Source organism: Bacteroides sp. MSK.20.12, assembly GCF_019052435.1.
Taxonomy (GTDB): Bacteria; Bacteroidota; Bacteroidia; order Bacteroidales; family Bacteroidaceae; genus Bacteroides; species Bacteroides xylanisolvens.
This window is the reverse complement of record NZ_JAHQVH010000017.1, coordinates 1-18335: the sequence shown is the minus strand read 5'-3', so window position 1 is coordinate 18335 and position 18335 is coordinate 1. Positions and strand designations below refer to the sequence as shown.

Genomic DNA, 18335 nt, shown 5'->3' with positions numbered 1-18335 from the left:
ATTCAAAAGCTTTTTCCTCCCCTTTCTATTGCCGGATGATTTCATCAAAATCAGCTTCAAGTTCGGTATTGGTACGAAAATCCCATAGTGTCAGACTGCGAATCTGATAATAATAATACCAATAATAATAAAGTTCGGAAATATGTTTCTGTCTCGCATCATCTTTAGAGTTCTGCGCATCATTCAAATCCAAGGTATTGATTTTACCTATCAGGAAAGTTTCAATACTTGTTTTATATCGTTGCTGGGCTATCGCATCGGCTTCTTTGGCTATGTCCAATTGCTGTGCCTGATTATTGAAATGCTCCACCAACAGAAAAATATCCTGGTTGAAGTTTATCTGTTCCTGACGAATTTTTGAAAGCACTACATCCCGGTTACTCTTGGCTACCCGGACTTTCCCACGGCGTTTTCCCCAATCGAGAATCGGAATCTTAACGCCTACCTGAACAATCTGATTGTCCTGCAAGTTCCTGTAAACGGCCGGAAAATTCCGGTTCTCACCCGTATACCCTACGCTTGCAAACAAATCGACACTACGCAAATTTCCGCGTGCAGTAGCTACTTCATAATCGGCTTCCAACTGGCGGCGACGGATATTCTGTGCAAAAGAATTACGTTCCAATGCTTTATTTAACACCTGATTGTACTCCATCCTCGGACCATCCACAGCTTCGGGAAGAACCGGGTTTAGTACTTCATCCTCTCCTACTCCCAAAAAGGCACGGAGCTGGAACATCTTGGCATTGAGATCACTCTCTGCTTCCGTCAATGCAGCCTTCGCATTCAAAGCGGAGAGCTTCAACTGCAAGAGTTCATTCTCGGAAATCTGCCCCATTTTGCGTTTGGCAAGGGCTACTTCATAAAGGTGGTCGGCATTTGTCTGGTTCTGTTTCGCCGTGCCAAGATTTTCTTTTGCCAACAAAAGATTAAAGTAATAAGTGATAGCACGCATCGTCACTTCTTCGGTAGCAGTGATAAAAGCTGCTTTCGCTTCGGCATAACGAACCGGTTCGATGCGTCTGTTCCACTTTATATTATTGACTCCAAAGATGGGTTGTGTAAGTTGTAATGTGACAGGAACCGACATAAAATGCCGGTCTCCTCCGGCTCCCAATTGTTTGATATAGTCGAGAGAGGAAGTCAGCGAGAGTTTACCACCGGTAAGCCAGATATTTTGATCGATGGAAAGATCACCGGTAAGCCCCAATGTATTATTACGGACAAAACCGTAAGAACCGTCCGAATTTTGATAGGAACTATACGATTTGTTATAATTAGGCAGGGTTCCGGTCAAGTTGACTTCCGGCAGAAGATCGGCACGAAAGGTGCGAAACTCCCAATAGGCCGTTTTCAATTCATTCAAGGCAACAGCAGCGTCAACAGATTGAATACGCGCCATAGCAATGGCTTCATTCAAGGTTATTTCCCTTTCCTTCTGTGCCGACAATGCCAACGGCAGGCAAACGGCAGCAAGAGCAAACAATATACTTTTCTTTTTCATTATGCACAGTATTTTCCACTATGAGAGAATCAAACGATGTGCCAAAAAAGTAAAGTTTTTATTATCAACAGATTAGAAAATAAGAAAAGTGTCCATTTTCGGACACTATGCCCAAAAGTGAACGTTCGATTATTCGCAGTAGTTAGGAAGGCGCACAGTGAAACGAGTGCCTTTACCTACTTCGGAGGTGACGGAGATGGTACCATTCAGACGTTCGATGATGGTCTGACAAATACTTAATCCCAAACCTGCTCCTTGGGTGAAATTATCGACTTTATAGAATCGTTCGAATATATGACGGATACCTTCTTCAGAAATACCGACTCCGGTATCCTCCACAAAGATGCGGGTATAGCCGGGAACCTCATCGTCTTCATAGCCGAAAGTAATGAAACCGCTGCTCGTAAATTTAGCAGCGTTATTTATCAGATTATTCACGACTTGCTGCAAGCGTACATTATCTGTCGTGAGATATTTCTTATCACTTTCGGGCATACGCAACACCAGTTCTACTCCCGGTGGCATATTCAAGCGTTGAGAATCATGGACGGTCTTTAATAACAACGGCAGGTTATGCTCGGCGAACATAAATTCCATGGTTCCCGATTCGATACGTGACAAATCAAGAATATCATTAATCAAAGCCAGCAACAGGCCACAATTCTTATTAATGGTTCCGATAAACTGGGCAATCTCTTCGCTTGTAAAACCACTCGTATCGCTTAGCAAATCGGAGAAACCTACAATCGCATTCAACGGAGTCCGAATCTCGTGACTCATGTTGGCAAGGAACGCCGATTTCAGTTTGTCAGCCTGGAGGGCTTTATCACGGGCCTCTCTCATCTCCTGCTCGGCAGTCTTATATCGCTGGATACTCTGACAAACACCTAATATATTGTACAATGAATCTTGTGTCAATCCCGTGATTACAGAAGAACAATATTCCCACCATTCATACTCTCCGTTGACATTCCGCTGACGGAAATTCAGACGGGTATTGGAATCTTCCCCGGTCAATGCTCTATTAAATAACGGACTTATTTCCTTCAAATCGTCAGGATGGATAGTGCGATCCATTTCATCACGGGGAATGGTAGTAACCGACTCATCGTATCCAAGACGTTTCAAGAAACCTTGCGGAAAAATGAAACAGTTCGTTTCCATATCAAACTGCCACGGATATATGGAGCTTTCGTCTACCGCCATATCAAAGAAACGTTTTTGCATTTCCTTATCCGAAATATTCCGCGCAGAAAGTGCCATACCGGTAATTGCGTCCTTTGAATGAATCGGAACTATTTCCCCCGACACAGGGAAGTATTTATCACTATGCACTTCTTTCATGAAAGCTCCCTGCGGTATCTTCACACTTTCACCTTTTGAAGCTACCTGCTTCAGCATTTTATGAAGAATGTCCTGACCGTTATAATATACCTTGAAGATACTGCCTGCCATCATTCCTTCATAAAAACGTCCACCTGACTCATACGGCAAATGAAGCATTTGTAATAAGGAACGGTTTGTGAAATGAATGTGCAAATCGGTATCATACGTTATCACACCATCACGGATGGAATGAAATACATTATCGAACTCATTACGCTGTTCCACCAGTTTATTCTGTACCAGCAGACGGGTCTGTGCCTGAATCCGTCGTTTGGATTCACGCCGGTTGGCACGCATCAGCCACACGATAGAGGCTATCAACAATGCGAGGATAGACGGATAGAGAAGTATAAAAAGGTATTTATATTTCTCCCAATATGGTTCATTGACTATCGTTCCGCTAGAAGATACTTTATCAGGATCGATATGGAAAAAATCTAATTGCTTGTAGTCAAAGATGAATCCCTGTGTAATTTCCGTCACTCCTATATCCCGGGGAGAGGTACCTTTCAAGACCGAAGCAGCCCTTTGAGCAGCCAATGATGCAGAAGTATAGCTGTCGGCATCATAAGCGCTAAACACACCGTTAGTCAATCCTACATTTTGAGTTGAAAATACGGGAGCTTTTGAGTTTTTACCTACAAATGAAAGGAAAGGCGACCATTTAGGAGCAACAACCAAACGTTCGTAGCTGTTACGAGGGTAACAAATTGCCGCAATGATATGACTAGTCGTATGATTTTGGGTATTATAGATTTTCATTCTATAATCCGGGTTGTCTTTCTGAAAGATTTTCCACTCTTCTTCAAAATCTTCAAGCCCTTTGTTACTTAAAAAGCTGTTATCTATCACACAAACCACTTCTTTCCGTCGGGGAAATATCTTTTGTGCCTGACGTAATATGACATCGAAATCCGGATTGGCTGTGAATCCGCAAACATTGGGATGAGTGGTAATCAACTTCGTATCGGGATACTTAATACCGAAAAACACCACCGGAATCTGCAAAGGCAACGAATCTCCACATGCAAAAAGGGTATAAAAAGCTTCATCACTCGCAGTTACAATCAAATCTGTCTGCCTGTCGCGGGCACGCTGACAAAAACGACGCATGATTACCTTCTCGGAATTGAATGCCCAAAAATCTGCATCAAGATATTCCGTTGTTATGTTAACCTTTAGACCGCTCTCTTTAAACCCTTTAGCCAAGCCCTGATTAAGGTCACTGTGCCAAGGAGTCTGCGAGGTGTAAGACTGTATAAAAAGGATATTGAATGTACGTTCCGCTGCCGCCGCCTGAGTAAGAACAGCAAAGAACAGAACTATAAACATACAATAGTAGCGTCGATTCATATAATTAAAACCTGCGGTGTTTTCAATATTATGCCGACAAAGATACGTTAAATCTATTGAAAACAAATAGATAGCCCAAGTTTTTTATTCTTCGCGCAGCGCTTCGGCAGGCTGTATGCGGATTACCTGACGGGCAGGAAACCAAATACCTATAAGAATCATTAAAGACATCAGGAAGTAGGTTATGACAAATGTAATAAGAAAACGCACTACTCCCCACTCCATATACCCTTCAGTCAACTCCAGATGGCCGATATTATAACAGATGGCGGCGGCAGGCAAAGCAGCCAGAGTCAATAATAGCAATCCTTCTTTATTTAAACGTTGCCAAAGCTGCATCCGGCTGGACCCGACTGCTATACGAAGCGCAGACTCGGCACGACGGTGCTGCGTACGGAACCAGAAGGTGCCGACAATGCCCAACAGGATATTAAGCAATAAGAAGCCCATCATCCAGAAACGTATCTGTACCTGATTATAACTTCCTTGCTGGAAGTCATTCCGCAGATCTTCATAATCATGCACTTTCAGGATGAATAAGTTACCGACACTCAACTGGTTGGCGGACAATTTCATCAAATGTTCCGCAAAGTCTCTGGAAGTCCCCGGTTTCACCCGCAGACAAACTTCTACACTCGAAGGATAAAGTTCATCGTCAAGTTCGACCATTATCTTTTCAGTAAGTTCAATGGCTACATACCGGTCACTGTAGTTAGGCCAAAAGTCATTGTAACGCACTTTCTTCGAAACTCCCCCTATCTTGTACACTTTCGTAGAATCATCCACATCGACCATTTCTTTACCCAACAGCGTACGATCGCCTTTATAATCTTTGGGCCAGAAATTTTCACCAACAACTACATTGCCATTCCTTAAAGCTTGCACCAACGGCTGATAACCACGCCCATCAGCACTTTGATAACGGAAGACCTGAAAAAAGTCAGGGGTTACCGAACGTCGTAGCGGACTACTAACCAATGTATCGATACGCAACATACTACCGGAATTACTCCCGATATAGGGACGCGCATTATTGGATATTGAAACGGCCTCCACTTCCGGCAATCTCCGGAGACGATTGGTCAACTCAATAATATCTTGTCCTAAAGATGTACTCTTTTGCTCTTTCGAAAGATAGGAATTACTCTTGTCGTTTTTCAGGCTTAGTTCCAAATAATACGTATCGGTAATATCAAATCCTACCGGTTCGTAATAAGTACGCGCTGTCACATACGTCCAGTCGACCACATACCACAGGACCACAAAAACAATTAATAGTTCTGACCATAACCATCCGTTTGACCGGCGCTCGTTCCATATTTGTTTTAATAGTTGCATTTTCTTTAGAATTTAGATGAGTTGAAGAATTATCTTTCGTTGATGGCATCCACAATATTGGTGCGAGTTACTCTCCATGCCGGAATGGCGGCACTTAATAAATTGAGTAGGAAGCAAGCCAGAAATGCCAGCAGGAATACGGTAGGATCGAACAGTAAGTCGACACACATGGTCCGCAAATCTTCCACCCCATTGGATACAAAGTCTACGGAGAAAAGCATTCCTCCCAAAAGGAAAGCGGCGACATAACTTAATACCAGTCCGAGAATTCCTCCGAACAGGGAATAAAGCATATTTTCGGATAGTACCTGCATCATAAGCTCCCGTCTGGGAGCACCAAAGGCTTTTCGCACTCCTATTTCGGAGATACGCTTACGCATGCGTGACAAAGTAAGTCCGGATAAGTTGACGGCAGGAACAATCAATAAGACAAGTAATGTCAGTATGTATTGCCGTACTGCTTCTTTCACAGCAGGAGGATTGTTGGCGGAATAGCGTTGCGCGGCTACGAAATAAGTATCAGGCTGTCCGCGATAGAGTAAATCGAAATTGGGATGCCCTGCCATAAAGATAGCCCGCAAGCGGTCTGCCTCCTGACGAATAGCCGGAAAATCGTCTTTCGATTTAGCCAGTATATAGACGGCAGTCATACCCATGATATTGTCATCGCCCCAAGTGGCTGTGAAGGCACTTGTTGAACTCAAAGGAATCCAAACTTGCGCATAGGCGTACTTCGCCAATTTAGAGACCGGACGTACCACTCCGCAAACAATATAAGCCGAATGATTCAGAAGGAATGTTTTTCCAACCACTTCTGACGTTCCGAACAAACGGCGAGCCATATCTTCGGAAATCACAGCTTTTGCTGCTCCAGCATCAAAATCGGCATTATCATACGGTTTACCGGATAGAAACTCAAATTCAAATATTTTCCAGAAAGCATCGTCTGTTTGCAACACACTACAACTTTCCATCTCACCTGCCGGTTTAGCAGCCAGCATTGTTTCCTGCCAGATATTGGTTATGGAAACAACTTCGGGAATTGTCATTGCTTTGAAACAAGCCTTTGCCGTATTGTATCCGATAGGGCCATTGCTTTGCCAATTCACGTTGGACTTATTTTGAAGTCCGGCAAACCGGAAAATAAGCATCCGGTCACGATGGGTTTCCGGTGCAAAGGGAGCAATAGTCGCACGTAAAGTAATCACAATTACCATTATCATAGCAATAGCCAAAGCTGTACCAATAATGGAAATAGATGAAAGCAGTTTATTTTCTCCCAACAGATGGAATGCTTGTTTAAAATAGAGTTTTATCATGATCGTTACCAGTATAGAGTTCAGTATATTTCTTACCCGTCTTTTTTATTTTTCTTCGATTAGGTTCCACAGAAGTTCGTCAAAGAACGTTCCATATTAGAAATTCCATCCCTTCTTTGTTATATCCTTACATTTCAGGCTTTTGTGATTGATTTTACCAACACCATCCTTTTTAAAGAAAGCAGTATCAGCCTTACCTGATAAAGTGATATTACCTACTCCATCCACTTTAGCCTTGATAAGGCCACAGTCAACATTCATTTTCATATTGCCTACTCCGTCGACATCGAGTTTCAGTTCATCGCAATGAAGATTTTTCACGTTGCAATTTCCCACTCCGTCAAGTTCGAAAGCTATATTTTTAAGATTCAATTTTTCCTTTGCATCAAAGTTCCCTACCCCGTCGATTTTCACTTTACTCAAATCGGGAGCAGTGATGTAAAAAATCAGATTCTTGACATTCTTTACGTTCTTCTCTTTATAATCGATAACCAGTGTGCCGTTCTTCACCGTTACCCGGGTTTTCTCTACAAATTCAGAAGGCCCTCCCAAACGGCAGGTACATTCTGCCGATTGAGCGAAAATAATATTTCCGACAGATTGCAGGTTGATGGCAGAAAAGTCGCCTACATTATAATCTTTACTCACATTTTGTGCCGATAGCGAACAAAAAGCAACACTTAACAGGACAGCTATCGCAACGATGAAAATATTCTTTGTCATGGTGGTTTTTAATTTAGAGATGTATCAATCTGTTTTTCTATTTAGTTTCATGTATAAAACGCAGGTTCTACTGCACTTGTCGTCCGTCAAAGAAACGAATGGTACGCGAAGTCTGCTTCGCCTGTTCTTCATTATGGGTAACCATGACGATGGTGCGTCCGTCTTCTTTATTCAGTCGGTGAAGCAGTTCCATGACTTCGGCTCCCATCCTTGAATCCAAGTTACCTGTCGGCTCATCGGCAAGGATTATTTCAGGATTACCGATAATAGCACGGGCAATAGCTACACGTTGGCACTGACCACCGGAAAGTTGTGTAGGAAAATGTCTCATACGATGGCTTAACCCTACTTTTTCCAATACCTCTTGCGCCAACCGCTTTCGCTCACTACTGCCAACACGGCGATAAAGTAAAGGCAACTCCACATTATCCGTCACATTTAACGAATTAATCAGATGAAAAGACTGAAACACAAAACCAAGCGTTTTATTACGAAAAACGGCCAATTCTTTGTCTTTCATTCCTTCGGTACGTATTCCATTGATTTCCACTATTCCCATGGTAGGTGCGTCAAGTAATCCCATTATATTCAACAATGTAGATTTTCCGCACCCGGAAGGTCCCATTATACTTAGGAATTCTCCACGTTCTACCGTCAGATTCACATTTTCCAACGCTACCGTTTCAATCTCATCAGTACGGTAAATTTTGGAAAGAGAGTTCAATGTTATCATAACTTCTAGTGTTTAATTTATTTAATCTTCAGCTTATTCTTGTTCTTATATGCACTCATATCACTTACCACTACCCTGTCACCCGGTTGCAATCCACTCAAAACTTCTACATATTCAAAGTTTGAATCACCCAACTGTATCTTACGTTTGACCAGTTCATTGTCAGAGTTGCAGACAAACAATTCGTATTCACCACGCCCCACATAGAAAGAGCCATTGGCAACACGCATCACATCTTCCTTTACAGCATTCATCACATAAACATCCGTCTTCAATCCGGAGCGCAGACGACGATGATTATCTTCCTTCAACTGAACCGTGAATGATATGACGCCATTTTTGGATAACGGTGTTACACTGCTGACCGTTCCTTCCAGTTTATCGCTTCCTATCTTAACAATTGCTTTTCCTCCAGCTGCCACACGGTCGCCATACGTATCAGCAATCTCGCCTTCCACCTTAAAATGACTTAAATCAGAAATGATAGCGACTTGTCCACCTTCGGAAATCTGCGCACCAATCTGGTTGTTAATATAGGTAAGAATAGCTCTGCGCGGAGAACGGATTTGCGCGTCATCCAAAGTACGTTTCTTTTCGGAAAGACTCTTACGGAAGATATTAAAATCAAGTTCCTGTACTTTCAGTTCGGCAGCAGCCACCTCCTTCTCATTTTTATATTGTTGCCGGAGTTGTTCGTACTCTAACTGGGCAACATTATAGCTCAATTCAGCCTGGCGCACTTTATCCGTTGTTCCCGCACCGAGACTGTCCAAATAGTGTTCATTTCTCAACTCCACCTTCATCCGGCTTAATTTCATAGCCGAAACTTTGATCTGCATCGCCATATCCGAAAGCTTCGTCTGATTATTGACACGAAGCTGATCGAGCTTATACCGACGCATCTGCTCTTCGTCCAGCAACTTTTTATATTCGGTTTCCGTACTCTGAAGATCGAGTTTCAGAATCGGAGTACCTACATCTACGCTATCTCCTCCTTTTTTATAAACTTCAAGAATACGACTGTTGATTGGAGAATTGATAATTTCTTCAAATGCAGGAACCACCTTGCCGGAAGCACTGACACTTACCTCAATAACTCCTGTATCGACTGTGGAAAAGACAAGATCTTTTGCCTCCACTCCTGCCCTTAGTACAGATATAAGTACACCAATGACAACAATACTTGCCACCCCGATGGATGAATAACGAATGATCTTCTTGTTACGTTCTTTCTGACGTATTTCTTTAGGAATTTCTCTGTCCATATCTGATCGTTTACGATTTTATCATGTATCAATTTAGCATTTTATATACCAAATCTATGCCAAAACCGTAAGTAATTGATAAATAGAATGTAACAAAAAACAAAGGGTGTCCGATATCGGACACCCTGTACGAATTTACTGTTCAGAATATGAATCTATCCACCTGTCGGCGGAAGGTCAGTATACCTGGATAATGACGGATTGTCAACTACGGTATAATGACTTCTCATTGACTATTTTTTCTCTAGTTCGGAAGCTTGCTGAATCTCCTGCGGAGAGTGTTGCTTCGGTTCCTGTATCAGTTCTTTTCCCCAATGATTAGTCTCCTCCAGCTTTTCACGATCGCGAATTTCTTTTGCTTTACGGGCATAGACAATCATACGCATGGATTGATCGTAAGTGAAATAATTCCAGATCCAATTTAAGAGCACAATCACTTTATTACGAACTCCAAGGATAGAACGCAGATGAACAACCAGCCACATCACCCAAGCAAACCATCCCTGCATCTTTACTTTACTAAACTCTGCCACGGCACGATTGCGCCCGACAGTCGCCATCGAACCTAAATTGCGGTAATGGAAAGGTTTCATTTCCTGTCCTTTTTCCATACGAATCAGATTCTTTGCCAATAGTTCTCCTTGCTGGATCGCCACTTGTGCCAGTTGAGGATGCCCGTTCGGGTAATTTTCATCAGCTAACTGAATACATTGGTCGCCAATAGCAAACACATTGTTCATCCCTTCTACACGGTTGAATGAATCGACTTTAATACGTCCTCCACGCCCAATCAGAGAGGCATCCAGATTGCCGATAGTCACACCGGTAACACCACTCACCCAGATAAAAGTACGCGTGGCAATCTCTGTACCATCTTCGAGTACTACTTTATGGTCACGATAATCCACAACACGTTTATTCAACAGGATATTTACTCCCATTTCACGGAGAAACTGTTCAGCATGTGCAGAAGATTCTTCTGACATTCCGGCAAGCAATCGCGGCCCGGCTTCAATCAAATAGATATGCATCAGACTGCTGGGCATATCAGGATAATCATTCGGCAAGACAAATTTCTTCATCTCGGAAAGTATTCCGGCTACTTCTATCCCGGTAGCTCCACCTCCTACAATTACAATATTCAATAGCTCTTGTTGTTCCTGCTTTGTTGAACAGGTCAGCGCTCGTTCCAGATTAGCCAGAAGAGCGTTTCGCAATCCCATCGCTTCTGACACATTTTTCATCGGCATGGCTTCCTCTTCAATATGTTTATTACCGAAATAGTTGGTTGTAGTACCTGCTGCTAACACCAGATAGTCATATTCTGCTTTTCCGATGGAAGTCTGTATCATATTCTTTTCCGGGAAAATGGCACGTACTTCCGCCATACGGAAATAGAAATCTTTCCGATGCTGGAATATTTTACGGAAGGGGAAGGATATGGAAGTTGGCTCCATACCAGCCGAAGCCACCTGATAAATCAAAGGAGGAAACTGATGATAGTTGTTTTTATCTATCAATACGACTTGAAAGCCTGACTTTTTCAGCTTGTTAGCCAGTTTCAAGCCACCGAAACCACCGCCTACTATGACGACACGTTTCTTATTACTTTTTGCAATGTTTAGACTCATATTCTAATCATGTTTTATCAAGATAATAACACATGAATGAGTCATTAAGTTTCCGAAATTCGAAACTTTTGAGAGAAGTCTCTACCGCAGACGCAATCTATCTCCGATTTCCGGAACATACTCACCATCCTTACGATTCATCTTATACAGATTTTTGAGGCGGATACCATATTTTTGAGAGATGCCATGCATGGAATCTCCATCTTTCACAACATATACAGTATAAGGTTTGGAAGCCTTTTTCTTCTTGCTCTTCAGGTAGATGATATCTCCTTCCATCAAGGTATAATCACGCTGCAAGTCGTTGTACTTCACAAGTTTTTTCCAACTAATATCGAATTCGTTGCCTAAATCTTTAAAGGTATCACCGTTGCGGGCTACCACATAAGCGATATCATTAGCGATATACACCTGATGCGGGCTCATCAACCAAGGATTCTTTTTCAGCTTCCGTTCCGAATATACACCCTTACGGTCGTATTTATACAAGTCATAATCTTCGATAATCGTAATCAGCCGGTTAGCATAAGAAGGATCGGTAGCATAGCCTGCTTTTTTCAGTCCACGCGCCCAGCCTTTATAATCGGTGATATCCAGTTTGAAAAGAAAAGCGTAACGGGCACCTCTTCTAAGGAAGTCGGAATGATCTTCGTAAGAGTCACGCGGATGCTTATAAGCACGGAAACATTCGTTGCGCGCATCATCATCATGACGAACCGTACGTCCCCGCCAACTGCCACCACACTTAATACCAAAGTGGTTATTACTCTTTCGTGCCAACTGGCTGTATCCGGCACCGCTTTCCAGCAATCCTTGCGCCAACGTGATACTCGCCGGAATCTTATGAAGCTTCATCTGTTCAACAGCCAAATCACTATACTTATTTATATACTCGACGTAACGGGCATTCCGTTTCTGTGCCTGCACTCCTACGGCAAAGAAAAAAACAACGGTTAAAAAGATAAGTCTATGCAGTTTATTCTCCATTTTTATTCAGATGTGAATTAGATGGCACAAAAATCCGAAAAATAATTGGGATTATCAATCTCTTTCCTAACTTTGTAACATTAATTGTAGAAACCAATACCCTGACGTATATGAAAGACCTCACAATTACCGCTATTATTAAAGTATATCAATATGATGAGTTGAATGAGGGCGATCGGTCACTTATAAAGACTGCCATGGAGGCAACAGCTCGTAGTTATTCTCCGTACTCCCATTTCTCCGTAGGTGCCGCTGCGCTATTGGGCAACGGGACAGTAGTGACAGGAACCAATCAGGAAAATGCGGCCTATCCGTCGGGGCTTTGTGCAGAACGTACTACATTATTCTATGCCAACTCCCAATATCCCGACCAACCGGTTGTCACTCTTGCCATTGCGGCACGAACGGAAAAGGACTTCATCGACCATCCGATTCCTCCCTGCGGTGCTTGCCGGCAAGTGATTCTGGAAACGGAAAAGCGTTACAAACACCCCATCCGCATCCTATTATATGGCAAAGAATGTATCTACGAAGTAAAAAGTATAGGTGATCTACTGCCATTATCATTTGACGCATCAGCAATGGAGGATTAATTATGTTACAACAATATCACACGAAACTAAAAGGAACACTCGCACTTACAGACTCTTATCTGACAGAAAAAGCACTGCAAAAAGAAAAAGGGCTTTATAAATTTATATGGGTACGCAACGGAAGCATCACGGTAGAAATCGACCATCAGGAAATGACGCTTACCAAAGATGAAGTGATTTCACTCACTCATCTGCAACACCTCGAATTTAAATCGATTGATGGCGAATACCTGACTTTGCTGTTCAACAGCAATTTCTATTGTATCTATGGCAACGACCATGAAGTGTCATGCAGCGGCTTCCTGTTCAACGGTTCATCTCACCTGATCCGTTTCACACTGAACGAAAAAGAACGTAAAGAACTCGACACTATTACCGAAGCACTGGAAAATGAGTTTACCGTTTCCGACAGCCTGCAGGAAGAGATGCTGCGTATCCTGCTGAAACGTTTCATCATCCAATGTACCCGGATTGCACGTCACCGCATGAATATCACCCGTGAAAAAGAATCCGGATTCGAGATTGTCCGCCAATACTATAACTTGGTCGACGAGCATTACCGGACAAAGAAACAGGTGCAGGACTATGCCGATATGTTGCATAAATCTCCCAAGACACTATCGAACATCTTTTCTACCTGCAAACTGCCTTCGCCGCTTCGGGTTATCCACGAACGGGTGGAAGCGGAAGCTAAACGTCTCCTGCTTTACAGCAACAAAAGCGCCAAAGAGATTGCCGATATTCTGGGATTTGAAGACCAGGCTTCTTTCAGCCGTTTCTTCAAAAATATGACCGGACAGAGCGCCGTGCAATTCAGAAACACACAGGAAGGGAAAAATTGACAAGGCATACGGAAGTATTGCTATTTTGAGGGTAGTGGAAATGGACGACCTTTGCGACATAAGATAAATCCATTAAAACCCCAACAAAATGAAAGAGAAATTGATCGCTTTACTGACCTTCACTTCAAGTCTGAAAAGTTTTGGTATGAAATTTATCCGCGTTGCCATCCTGGTAGTATTTGTATGGATAGGCGGATTGAAGTATTTCCATTATGAAGCCGACGGGATTGTTCCGTTTGTTGCCAACAGTCCTTTTATGAGTTTCTTCTATGCTAAAGGTGCACCCGAATACAAAGAACATAAAAATGCGGAAGGTGCTTTTGTCCCGGAAAATCGTGCATGGCACGAAGCAAACCGCACTTATACTTTCTCTTACGGACTGGGAGCTCTTATTATGAGTATCGGCATACTGGTATTCCTGGGAATCTTTTTCCCAAAAGTGGGATTGGCAGGCGACACCCTCGCCATTATCATGACGCTCGGCACACTTTCTTTTCTTGTCACCACCCCGGAAGTCTGGGTTCCCGACTTGGGAAGCGGAGAATTCGGTTTCCCATTACTATCCGGTGCAGGGCGGTTGGTGATTAAAGACATTGTGATCCTGGCCAGTGCCGTAGTGTTATTATCCGACTCGTCACAACGCGTACTCAAAACACTTAAAAAAGACTAAGACAACCACTAAAGAGGATTCTGACTTCTTGCCATTGCGGAACAAATCGTATTTTCAGACTGTTATATAGTCTCATACAAATCATTAATACAAGAAGTTATGAAACAATATGATGCAATTATTATAGGATTCGGCAAGGCAGGGAAAACCCTGGCTGCCGAACTTTCCAACCGCGGATGGCAAGTGGCCATCGTAGAACGTTCCAACATGATGTATGGAGGAAGCTGTCCGAATGTAGCCTGTATCCCAACAAAGACGCTGGTACATGAAGCCGAGGTTTCCGCTTTGCTTTACCACGATGATTTTCCGAAGCAGGCGAATATGTACAAACAGGCCATCGGCCGAAAGAACCGCCTCACTTCCTTTCTTAGGAATGATAATTACGAAAGACTAAGTAAACGTCCTAATGTGACTATCTATACCGGAACGGGGTCTTTCATATCCGCCGATACCATAAAAGTGGAACTTCCCGAAGGAGAAATCGAACTGAAAGGAAAAGAGATATTTATCAACACGGGATCTACTCCCATTATCCCTGCAATAGATGGTATTCAGCAAAGTCAGCACGTATATACCAGTAGTGCGCTTTTGGACTTAAGCGTACTTCCTCATCACCTGATTATCATAGGTGGAGGATATATCGGACTGGAGTTCGCTTCTATGTATGCCGGTTTCGGCAGTAAAGTGACGATACTCGAAGGAGGAAACAAATTTATGCCTCGTGAAGATCGGGATATTGCAAACAGCGTCAAAGAAGTGATGGAGAAGAAAGGTATTGAAATCCATCTGAACGCTCGTGCGCAGTCTATCCATGACACGAATGACGGAGTGACACTAACTTACTCGGACGTATCCGACGGTACTCCTTATTATGTAGATGGAGATGCCATTCTTATCGCAACGGGACGTAAACCGATGATTGAAGGATTGAACCTGCAAGCAGCGGGTGTAGGAGTTGATGCCCACGGAGCTATCATCGTAAACGATCAGTTACGCACTACTGTTCCTCATATATGGGCAATGGGAGATGTGAAAGGCGGATCGCAATTTACATATCTCTCGCTGGATGATTTCCGGATTATCCGCGATCAGCTCTTCGGCGACAAGAAACGTGATATCGGAGACCGTGATCCTGTGCAATATGCAGTGTTTATTGATCCGCCATTGGCACATATCGGAATCAGTGAAGAAGAAGCTCTGAAAAGAGGATATTCATTTAAGGTTTCCCGGTTGCCGGCTTCCTCCATCGTCCGTACCCGTACATTGAGACAGACTGATGGTATGCTAAAAGCTATCATCAATAATCATAACGGGAAGATTATGGGCTGTACTCTATTCTGCGCCGATGCTTCAGAAATCATCAATATCGTAGCTATGGCGATAAAGACAGGCCAGACGTCTACATTCTTGCGCGATTTTATCTTCACGCATCCCAGTATGAGTGAGGGATTAAATCAACTGTTTGATGTATAAGAATAAGAAAGAGTATAACTCACTTCTAAAACAGAGCCTCTGAATAGGGTAAACAGAGGCTCTATTTGGAGTAATCGGAGGCTCTGAATGAGGTAAACGGAGCCTCTAAATAAATGAAGTTCATTCTTTTTCAGTCTTAATAGAGTGAAATCTAATAGAAAGTGTTATCTTTGCAGCCAAGTTAAACTATATACCTACCACAATGAGAATTACTAAGTAAGACAACACTTCTAAGTAAACATCACTTTTCTTATATGCTTTTTCTATTTTGTTAAGCATCACGAAATCCGTGTTGTTTAGCCAGTATTGTGTTTGTCGTTCCCCCTATCCTGTGTTTTTTTTCACTCTATTTTCAACCTCAAACCCAATAGATCATCATGTCTATCAGTATCCAACAAATCAGCTATATCCATCCGGATAAAGAAGTATTATTCAGTGACCTCAATTTCGCCATCAGTAAAGGGCAGAAATTGGGATTAGTCGGTAACAATGGTTGTGGCAAATCTACTTTGCTACAAATTATTGCCGGACAGTTATCACCCTCTTCCGGTGTCATTGTCCGCCTGGACGACCTATATTATATCCCGCAACATTTCGGGCAATATGATTCACTGACCATTGCACAAGCTCTTCAAATAGAGCGTAAACAGCAAGCTCTGCACGCTATCCTGGCAGGAGATGTCTCAAACGAGAATTTCACCATTCTAAATGATGACTGGAATATCGAAGAACGTTCCATCGCCGCTCTCGATTTATGGGGATTAGGACAGTTTACGCTATCCTACCCGATGAATCTGCTTAGTGGCGGCGAAAAGACCCGCGTATTCCTGGCAGGTATGGACATTCATCATCCATCTGTCATACTTATGGATGAACCGACCAATCATCTCGACTCTTCCGGCAGACAACGTTTATATGACTGGGTAGAGAAATATCGTTCCACCCTGTTGGTGGTAAGTCATGACCGTACTCTGCTCAATCTTCTCCCCGAGATTTGCGAACTAGAGAAGCATCAAATCAATTATTATGGCGGAAATTACGAATTCTACAAAGAACAAAAAACGCTGATGCAGGAAGCATTGCAACAACGTATTGAAGAAAAAGAAAAGGCACTACGTATTGCCCGTAAAGTGGCTCGCGAAACGGCCGAACGCAGGGACAAACAGAATGTACGCGGCGAAAAGAGTAATATAAAAAAAGGAGTTCCACGCATTGTATTGAACGCACTCCAAGGGAAATCCGAGAAGAGCACTAGTAAACTGACTGGCGTTCATCAGGAAAAAGCCGAGAAGTTAACAGATGAGCGCAACCAGCTTCGAGGTTCGCTCTCTCCGACTGCTGCATTAAAAACCGACTTCAATAGTTCCTCGCTTCATACCGGGAAAATATTAGTGACAGCAAAAGAGATTAATTTCAGTTATCATTCCAATTCGATTAACAATAATATTCTGACAAATGATGAAATAAATTTGTCTGACACAGGTTATCATCCCAATCCGAATAGCAATGATATTCAGGAAAATAGTATCTCAAAACAACAGCTTTGGCAAGCTCCTGTCAGCTTTCAACTAAAGAGTGGAGACCGCCTCCGTATAGAAGGAGCCAACGGTAGCGGGAAAACAACTCTATTGAAATTAATCACCGGCCAACTTCAACCACAGGAAGGAACCCTGACACGGACGGACTTTAGCTATGTCTATTTGAATCAAGAGTATTCGATCATTGACGACCGGAACAGTATTCTTGAACAGGCTTACGCTTTCAACAGCCGGAATCTGCCGGAGCATGAAATAAAGATTATTCTAAACCGTTACTTGTTTCCTGCATCCGAATGGGACAAATCCTGCCGGAAACTTAGTGGTGGTGAGAAAATGCGTCTCGCTTTCTGCTGTCTGATGATTAGTAACAATACCCCTGATATGTTTATCCTGGATGAACCTACCAACAATTTGGACATACAAAGTATTGAAATTATCACTGCTACTATCAAAAATTATGCAGGTACTGTGATAGCAATCTCACACGACAATTATTTTATTCAGGAAATTGGTGTCGAACAATGCATTTTATTGAGTTAGTCTATTGATATTTTATCCAGGGCAACCGCACCAAAATTTAATTCATATCCGCACAGTTTTGAATAAAATAATGGAGTATTCTGGAAACGTTGTGGTAAATCTGAAAAAGATGATTGAGTTTTTAAGATTCCCCGTTATCTTTTTATTATAAGATACGGGTCAAAGGTGAGGGTTGGTGAGGGTAGATTTATAACTTTCGTATTTTTTTTTATAGATAAAAAAGGAGATAGTATAGAAAATAATAAAATAAAAAGTTATAAATCTACCCTCACCAACCCTCACCTTTGACCCATTCATTAGCGCACCGTTTAACTCGTTTCAGTACAGTTCTTAATTAAATGGGAATTTATCGGTTAAATGAGATTTTAGCGGTTAGGCTGAAAGCCTTACAATTATATATTTATTGGGATGCCCTGAAAGGGCTTAATTATATAGCGTAG

The 18335-nt window shown here is 42.5% G+C and carries 14 protein-coding genes; 5 read left to right on the top strand and 9 right to left on the bottom strand.

Translation table 11 applies throughout. The features are described 5' to 3' along the window. Positions 1 to 25 precede the first annotated feature (25 nt). From KTR06_RS10825 to KTR06_RS10785, 9 genes are all read right to left on the bottom strand, one after another. Positions 26 to 1504 carry a TolC family protein gene (locus KTR06_RS10825; protein WP_004326575.1) on the bottom strand — a complete coding sequence of 493 codons (1479 nt, stop codon included), beginning with the start codon at positions 1502 to 1504 and terminating at the stop codon, positions 26 to 28. A 129-nt stretch (positions 1505 to 1633) separates the two neighbouring features. After that, a complete protein-coding gene (locus KTR06_RS10820) occupies positions 1634 to 4243 on the bottom strand; it encodes a PAS domain-containing sensor histidine kinase (RefSeq protein ID WP_217290344.1) in 2610 nt (869 codons plus the stop codon). Positions 4244 to 4327: 84 nt separating this feature from the next. Next, complete coding sequence (locus KTR06_RS10815) at positions 4328 to 5581, bottom strand: ABC transporter permease (RefSeq protein WP_217290343.1); 1254 nt, start codon at positions 5579 to 5581, stop codon at positions 4328 to 4330. A gap of 29 nt (positions 5582 to 5610) precedes the next feature. Further along, a complete protein-coding gene (locus tag KTR06_RS10810; protein WP_117809076.1) occupies positions 5611 to 6900 on the bottom strand; it encodes an ABC transporter permease in 1290 nt (429 codons plus the stop codon). A 96-nt stretch (positions 6901 to 6996) separates the two neighbouring features. Beyond that, positions 6997 to 7623 carry a GIN domain-containing protein gene (locus tag KTR06_RS10805; RefSeq protein WP_120070550.1) on the bottom strand — a complete coding sequence of 209 codons (627 nt, stop codon included), beginning with the start codon at positions 7621 to 7623 and terminating at the stop codon, positions 6997 to 6999. Between the two features lie 67 nt (positions 7624 to 7690). Next, positions 7691 to 8356 (bottom strand): ABC transporter ATP-binding protein, encoded by a 666-nt coding sequence (locus tag KTR06_RS10800; RefSeq protein ID WP_008644652.1) that lies wholly within the window; start codon positions 8354 to 8356, stop codon positions 7691 to 7693. 17 nt (positions 8357 to 8373) lie between these two features. After that, positions 8374 to 9621, bottom strand: a complete 1248-nt coding sequence (locus tag KTR06_RS10795; RefSeq protein ID WP_117610451.1) for an efflux RND transporter periplasmic adaptor subunit — start codon at positions 9619 to 9621, stop codon at positions 8374 to 8376. A 233-nt stretch (positions 9622 to 9854) separates the two neighbouring features. Further along, on the bottom strand, positions 9855 to 11252 hold the full coding sequence (locus KTR06_RS10790) for an NAD(P)/FAD-dependent oxidoreductase (RefSeq protein WP_120070546.1): 1398 nt from the start codon (positions 11250 to 11252) through the stop codon (positions 9855 to 9857). Between the two features lie 81 nt (positions 11253 to 11333). Continuing rightward, entirely contained in the window at positions 11334 to 12239 is a 906-nt protein-coding gene (locus tag KTR06_RS10785; RefSeq protein ID WP_004314292.1) for a glucosaminidase domain-containing protein, read from the bottom strand. A 110-nt stretch (positions 12240 to 12349) separates the two neighbouring features. On the opposite strand from KTR06_RS10785, the gene cdd reads away from it, so the two are divergent. From cdd to KTR06_RS10760, 5 genes are all read left to right on the top strand, one after another. After that, complete coding sequence (gene cdd / locus KTR06_RS10780) at positions 12350 to 12832, top strand: cytidine deaminase (RefSeq protein WP_004314293.1); 483 nt, start codon at positions 12350 to 12352, stop codon at positions 12830 to 12832. A gap of 2 nt (positions 12833 to 12834) precedes the next feature. Then, positions 12835 to 13674: an AraC family transcriptional regulator gene (locus KTR06_RS10775; protein WP_008025757.1), complete on the top strand. Its 840-nt coding sequence runs from the start codon at positions 12835 to 12837 to the stop codon at positions 13672 to 13674. Between the two features lie 88 nt (positions 13675 to 13762). Next, positions 13763 to 14344 carry a DUF417 family protein gene (locus KTR06_RS10770; protein WP_004300718.1) on the top strand — a complete coding sequence of 194 codons (582 nt, stop codon included), beginning with the start codon at positions 13763 to 13765 and terminating at the stop codon, positions 14342 to 14344. Positions 14345 to 14443: 99 nt separating this feature from the next. Then, positions 14444 to 15817, top strand: coding sequence for an FAD-dependent oxidoreductase (locus KTR06_RS10765; RefSeq protein WP_118407349.1), 1374 nt, complete (start codon positions 14444 to 14446; stop codon positions 15815 to 15817). Between the two features lie 377 nt (positions 15818 to 16194). After that, entirely contained in the window at positions 16195 to 17895 is a 1701-nt protein-coding gene (locus KTR06_RS10760) for an ABC-F family ATP-binding cassette domain-containing protein (RefSeq protein WP_120070543.1), read from the top strand. Positions 17896 to 18335 lie beyond the last annotated feature (440 nt).

Coding starts and splice junctions, on each gene's coding strand:
- KTR06_RS10825 (WP_004326575.1), bottom strand. CDS start 1,504: ATGAAAAAGAAAAGTATATTGTTTGCTCTTGCTGCCGTTTGCCTGCCG.
- KTR06_RS10820 (WP_217290344.1), bottom strand. CDS start 4,243: ATGAATCGACGCTACTATTGTATGTTTATAGTTCTGTTCTTTGCTGTT.
- KTR06_RS10815 (WP_217290343.1), bottom strand. CDS start 5,581: ATGCAACTATTAAAACAAATATGGAACGAGCGCCGGTCAAACGGATGG.
- KTR06_RS10810 (WP_117809076.1), bottom strand. CDS start 6,900: ATGATAAAACTCTATTTTAAACAAGCATTCCATCTGTTGGGAGAAAAT.
- KTR06_RS10805 (WP_120070550.1), bottom strand. CDS start 7,623: ATGACAAAGAATATTTTCATCGTTGCGATAGCTGTCCTGTTAAGTGTT.
- KTR06_RS10800 (WP_008644652.1), bottom strand. CDS start 8,356: ATGATAACATTGAACTCTCTTTCCAAAATTTACCGTACTGATGAGATT.
- KTR06_RS10795 (WP_117610451.1), bottom strand. CDS start 9,621: ATGGACAGAGAAATTCCTAAAGAAATACGTCAGAAAGAACGTAACAAG.
- KTR06_RS10790 (WP_120070546.1), bottom strand. CDS start 11,252: ATGAGTCTAAACATTGCAAAAAGTAATAAGAAACGTGTCGTCATAGTA.
- KTR06_RS10785 (WP_004314292.1), bottom strand. CDS start 12,239: ATGGAGAATAAACTGCATAGACTTATCTTTTTAACCGTTGTTTTTTTC.
- cdd (WP_004314293.1), top strand. CDS start 12,350: ATGAAAGACCTCACAATTACCGCTATTATTAAAGTATATCAATATGAT.
- KTR06_RS10775 (WP_008025757.1), top strand. CDS start 12,835: ATGTTACAACAATATCACACGAAACTAAAAGGAACACTCGCACTTACA.
- KTR06_RS10770 (WP_004300718.1), top strand. CDS start 13,763: ATGAAAGAGAAATTGATCGCTTTACTGACCTTCACTTCAAGTCTGAAA.
- KTR06_RS10765 (WP_118407349.1), top strand. CDS start 14,444: ATGAAACAATATGATGCAATTATTATAGGATTCGGCAAGGCAGGGAAA.
- KTR06_RS10760 (WP_120070543.1), top strand. CDS start 16,195: ATGTCTATCAGTATCCAACAAATCAGCTATATCCATCCGGATAAAGAA.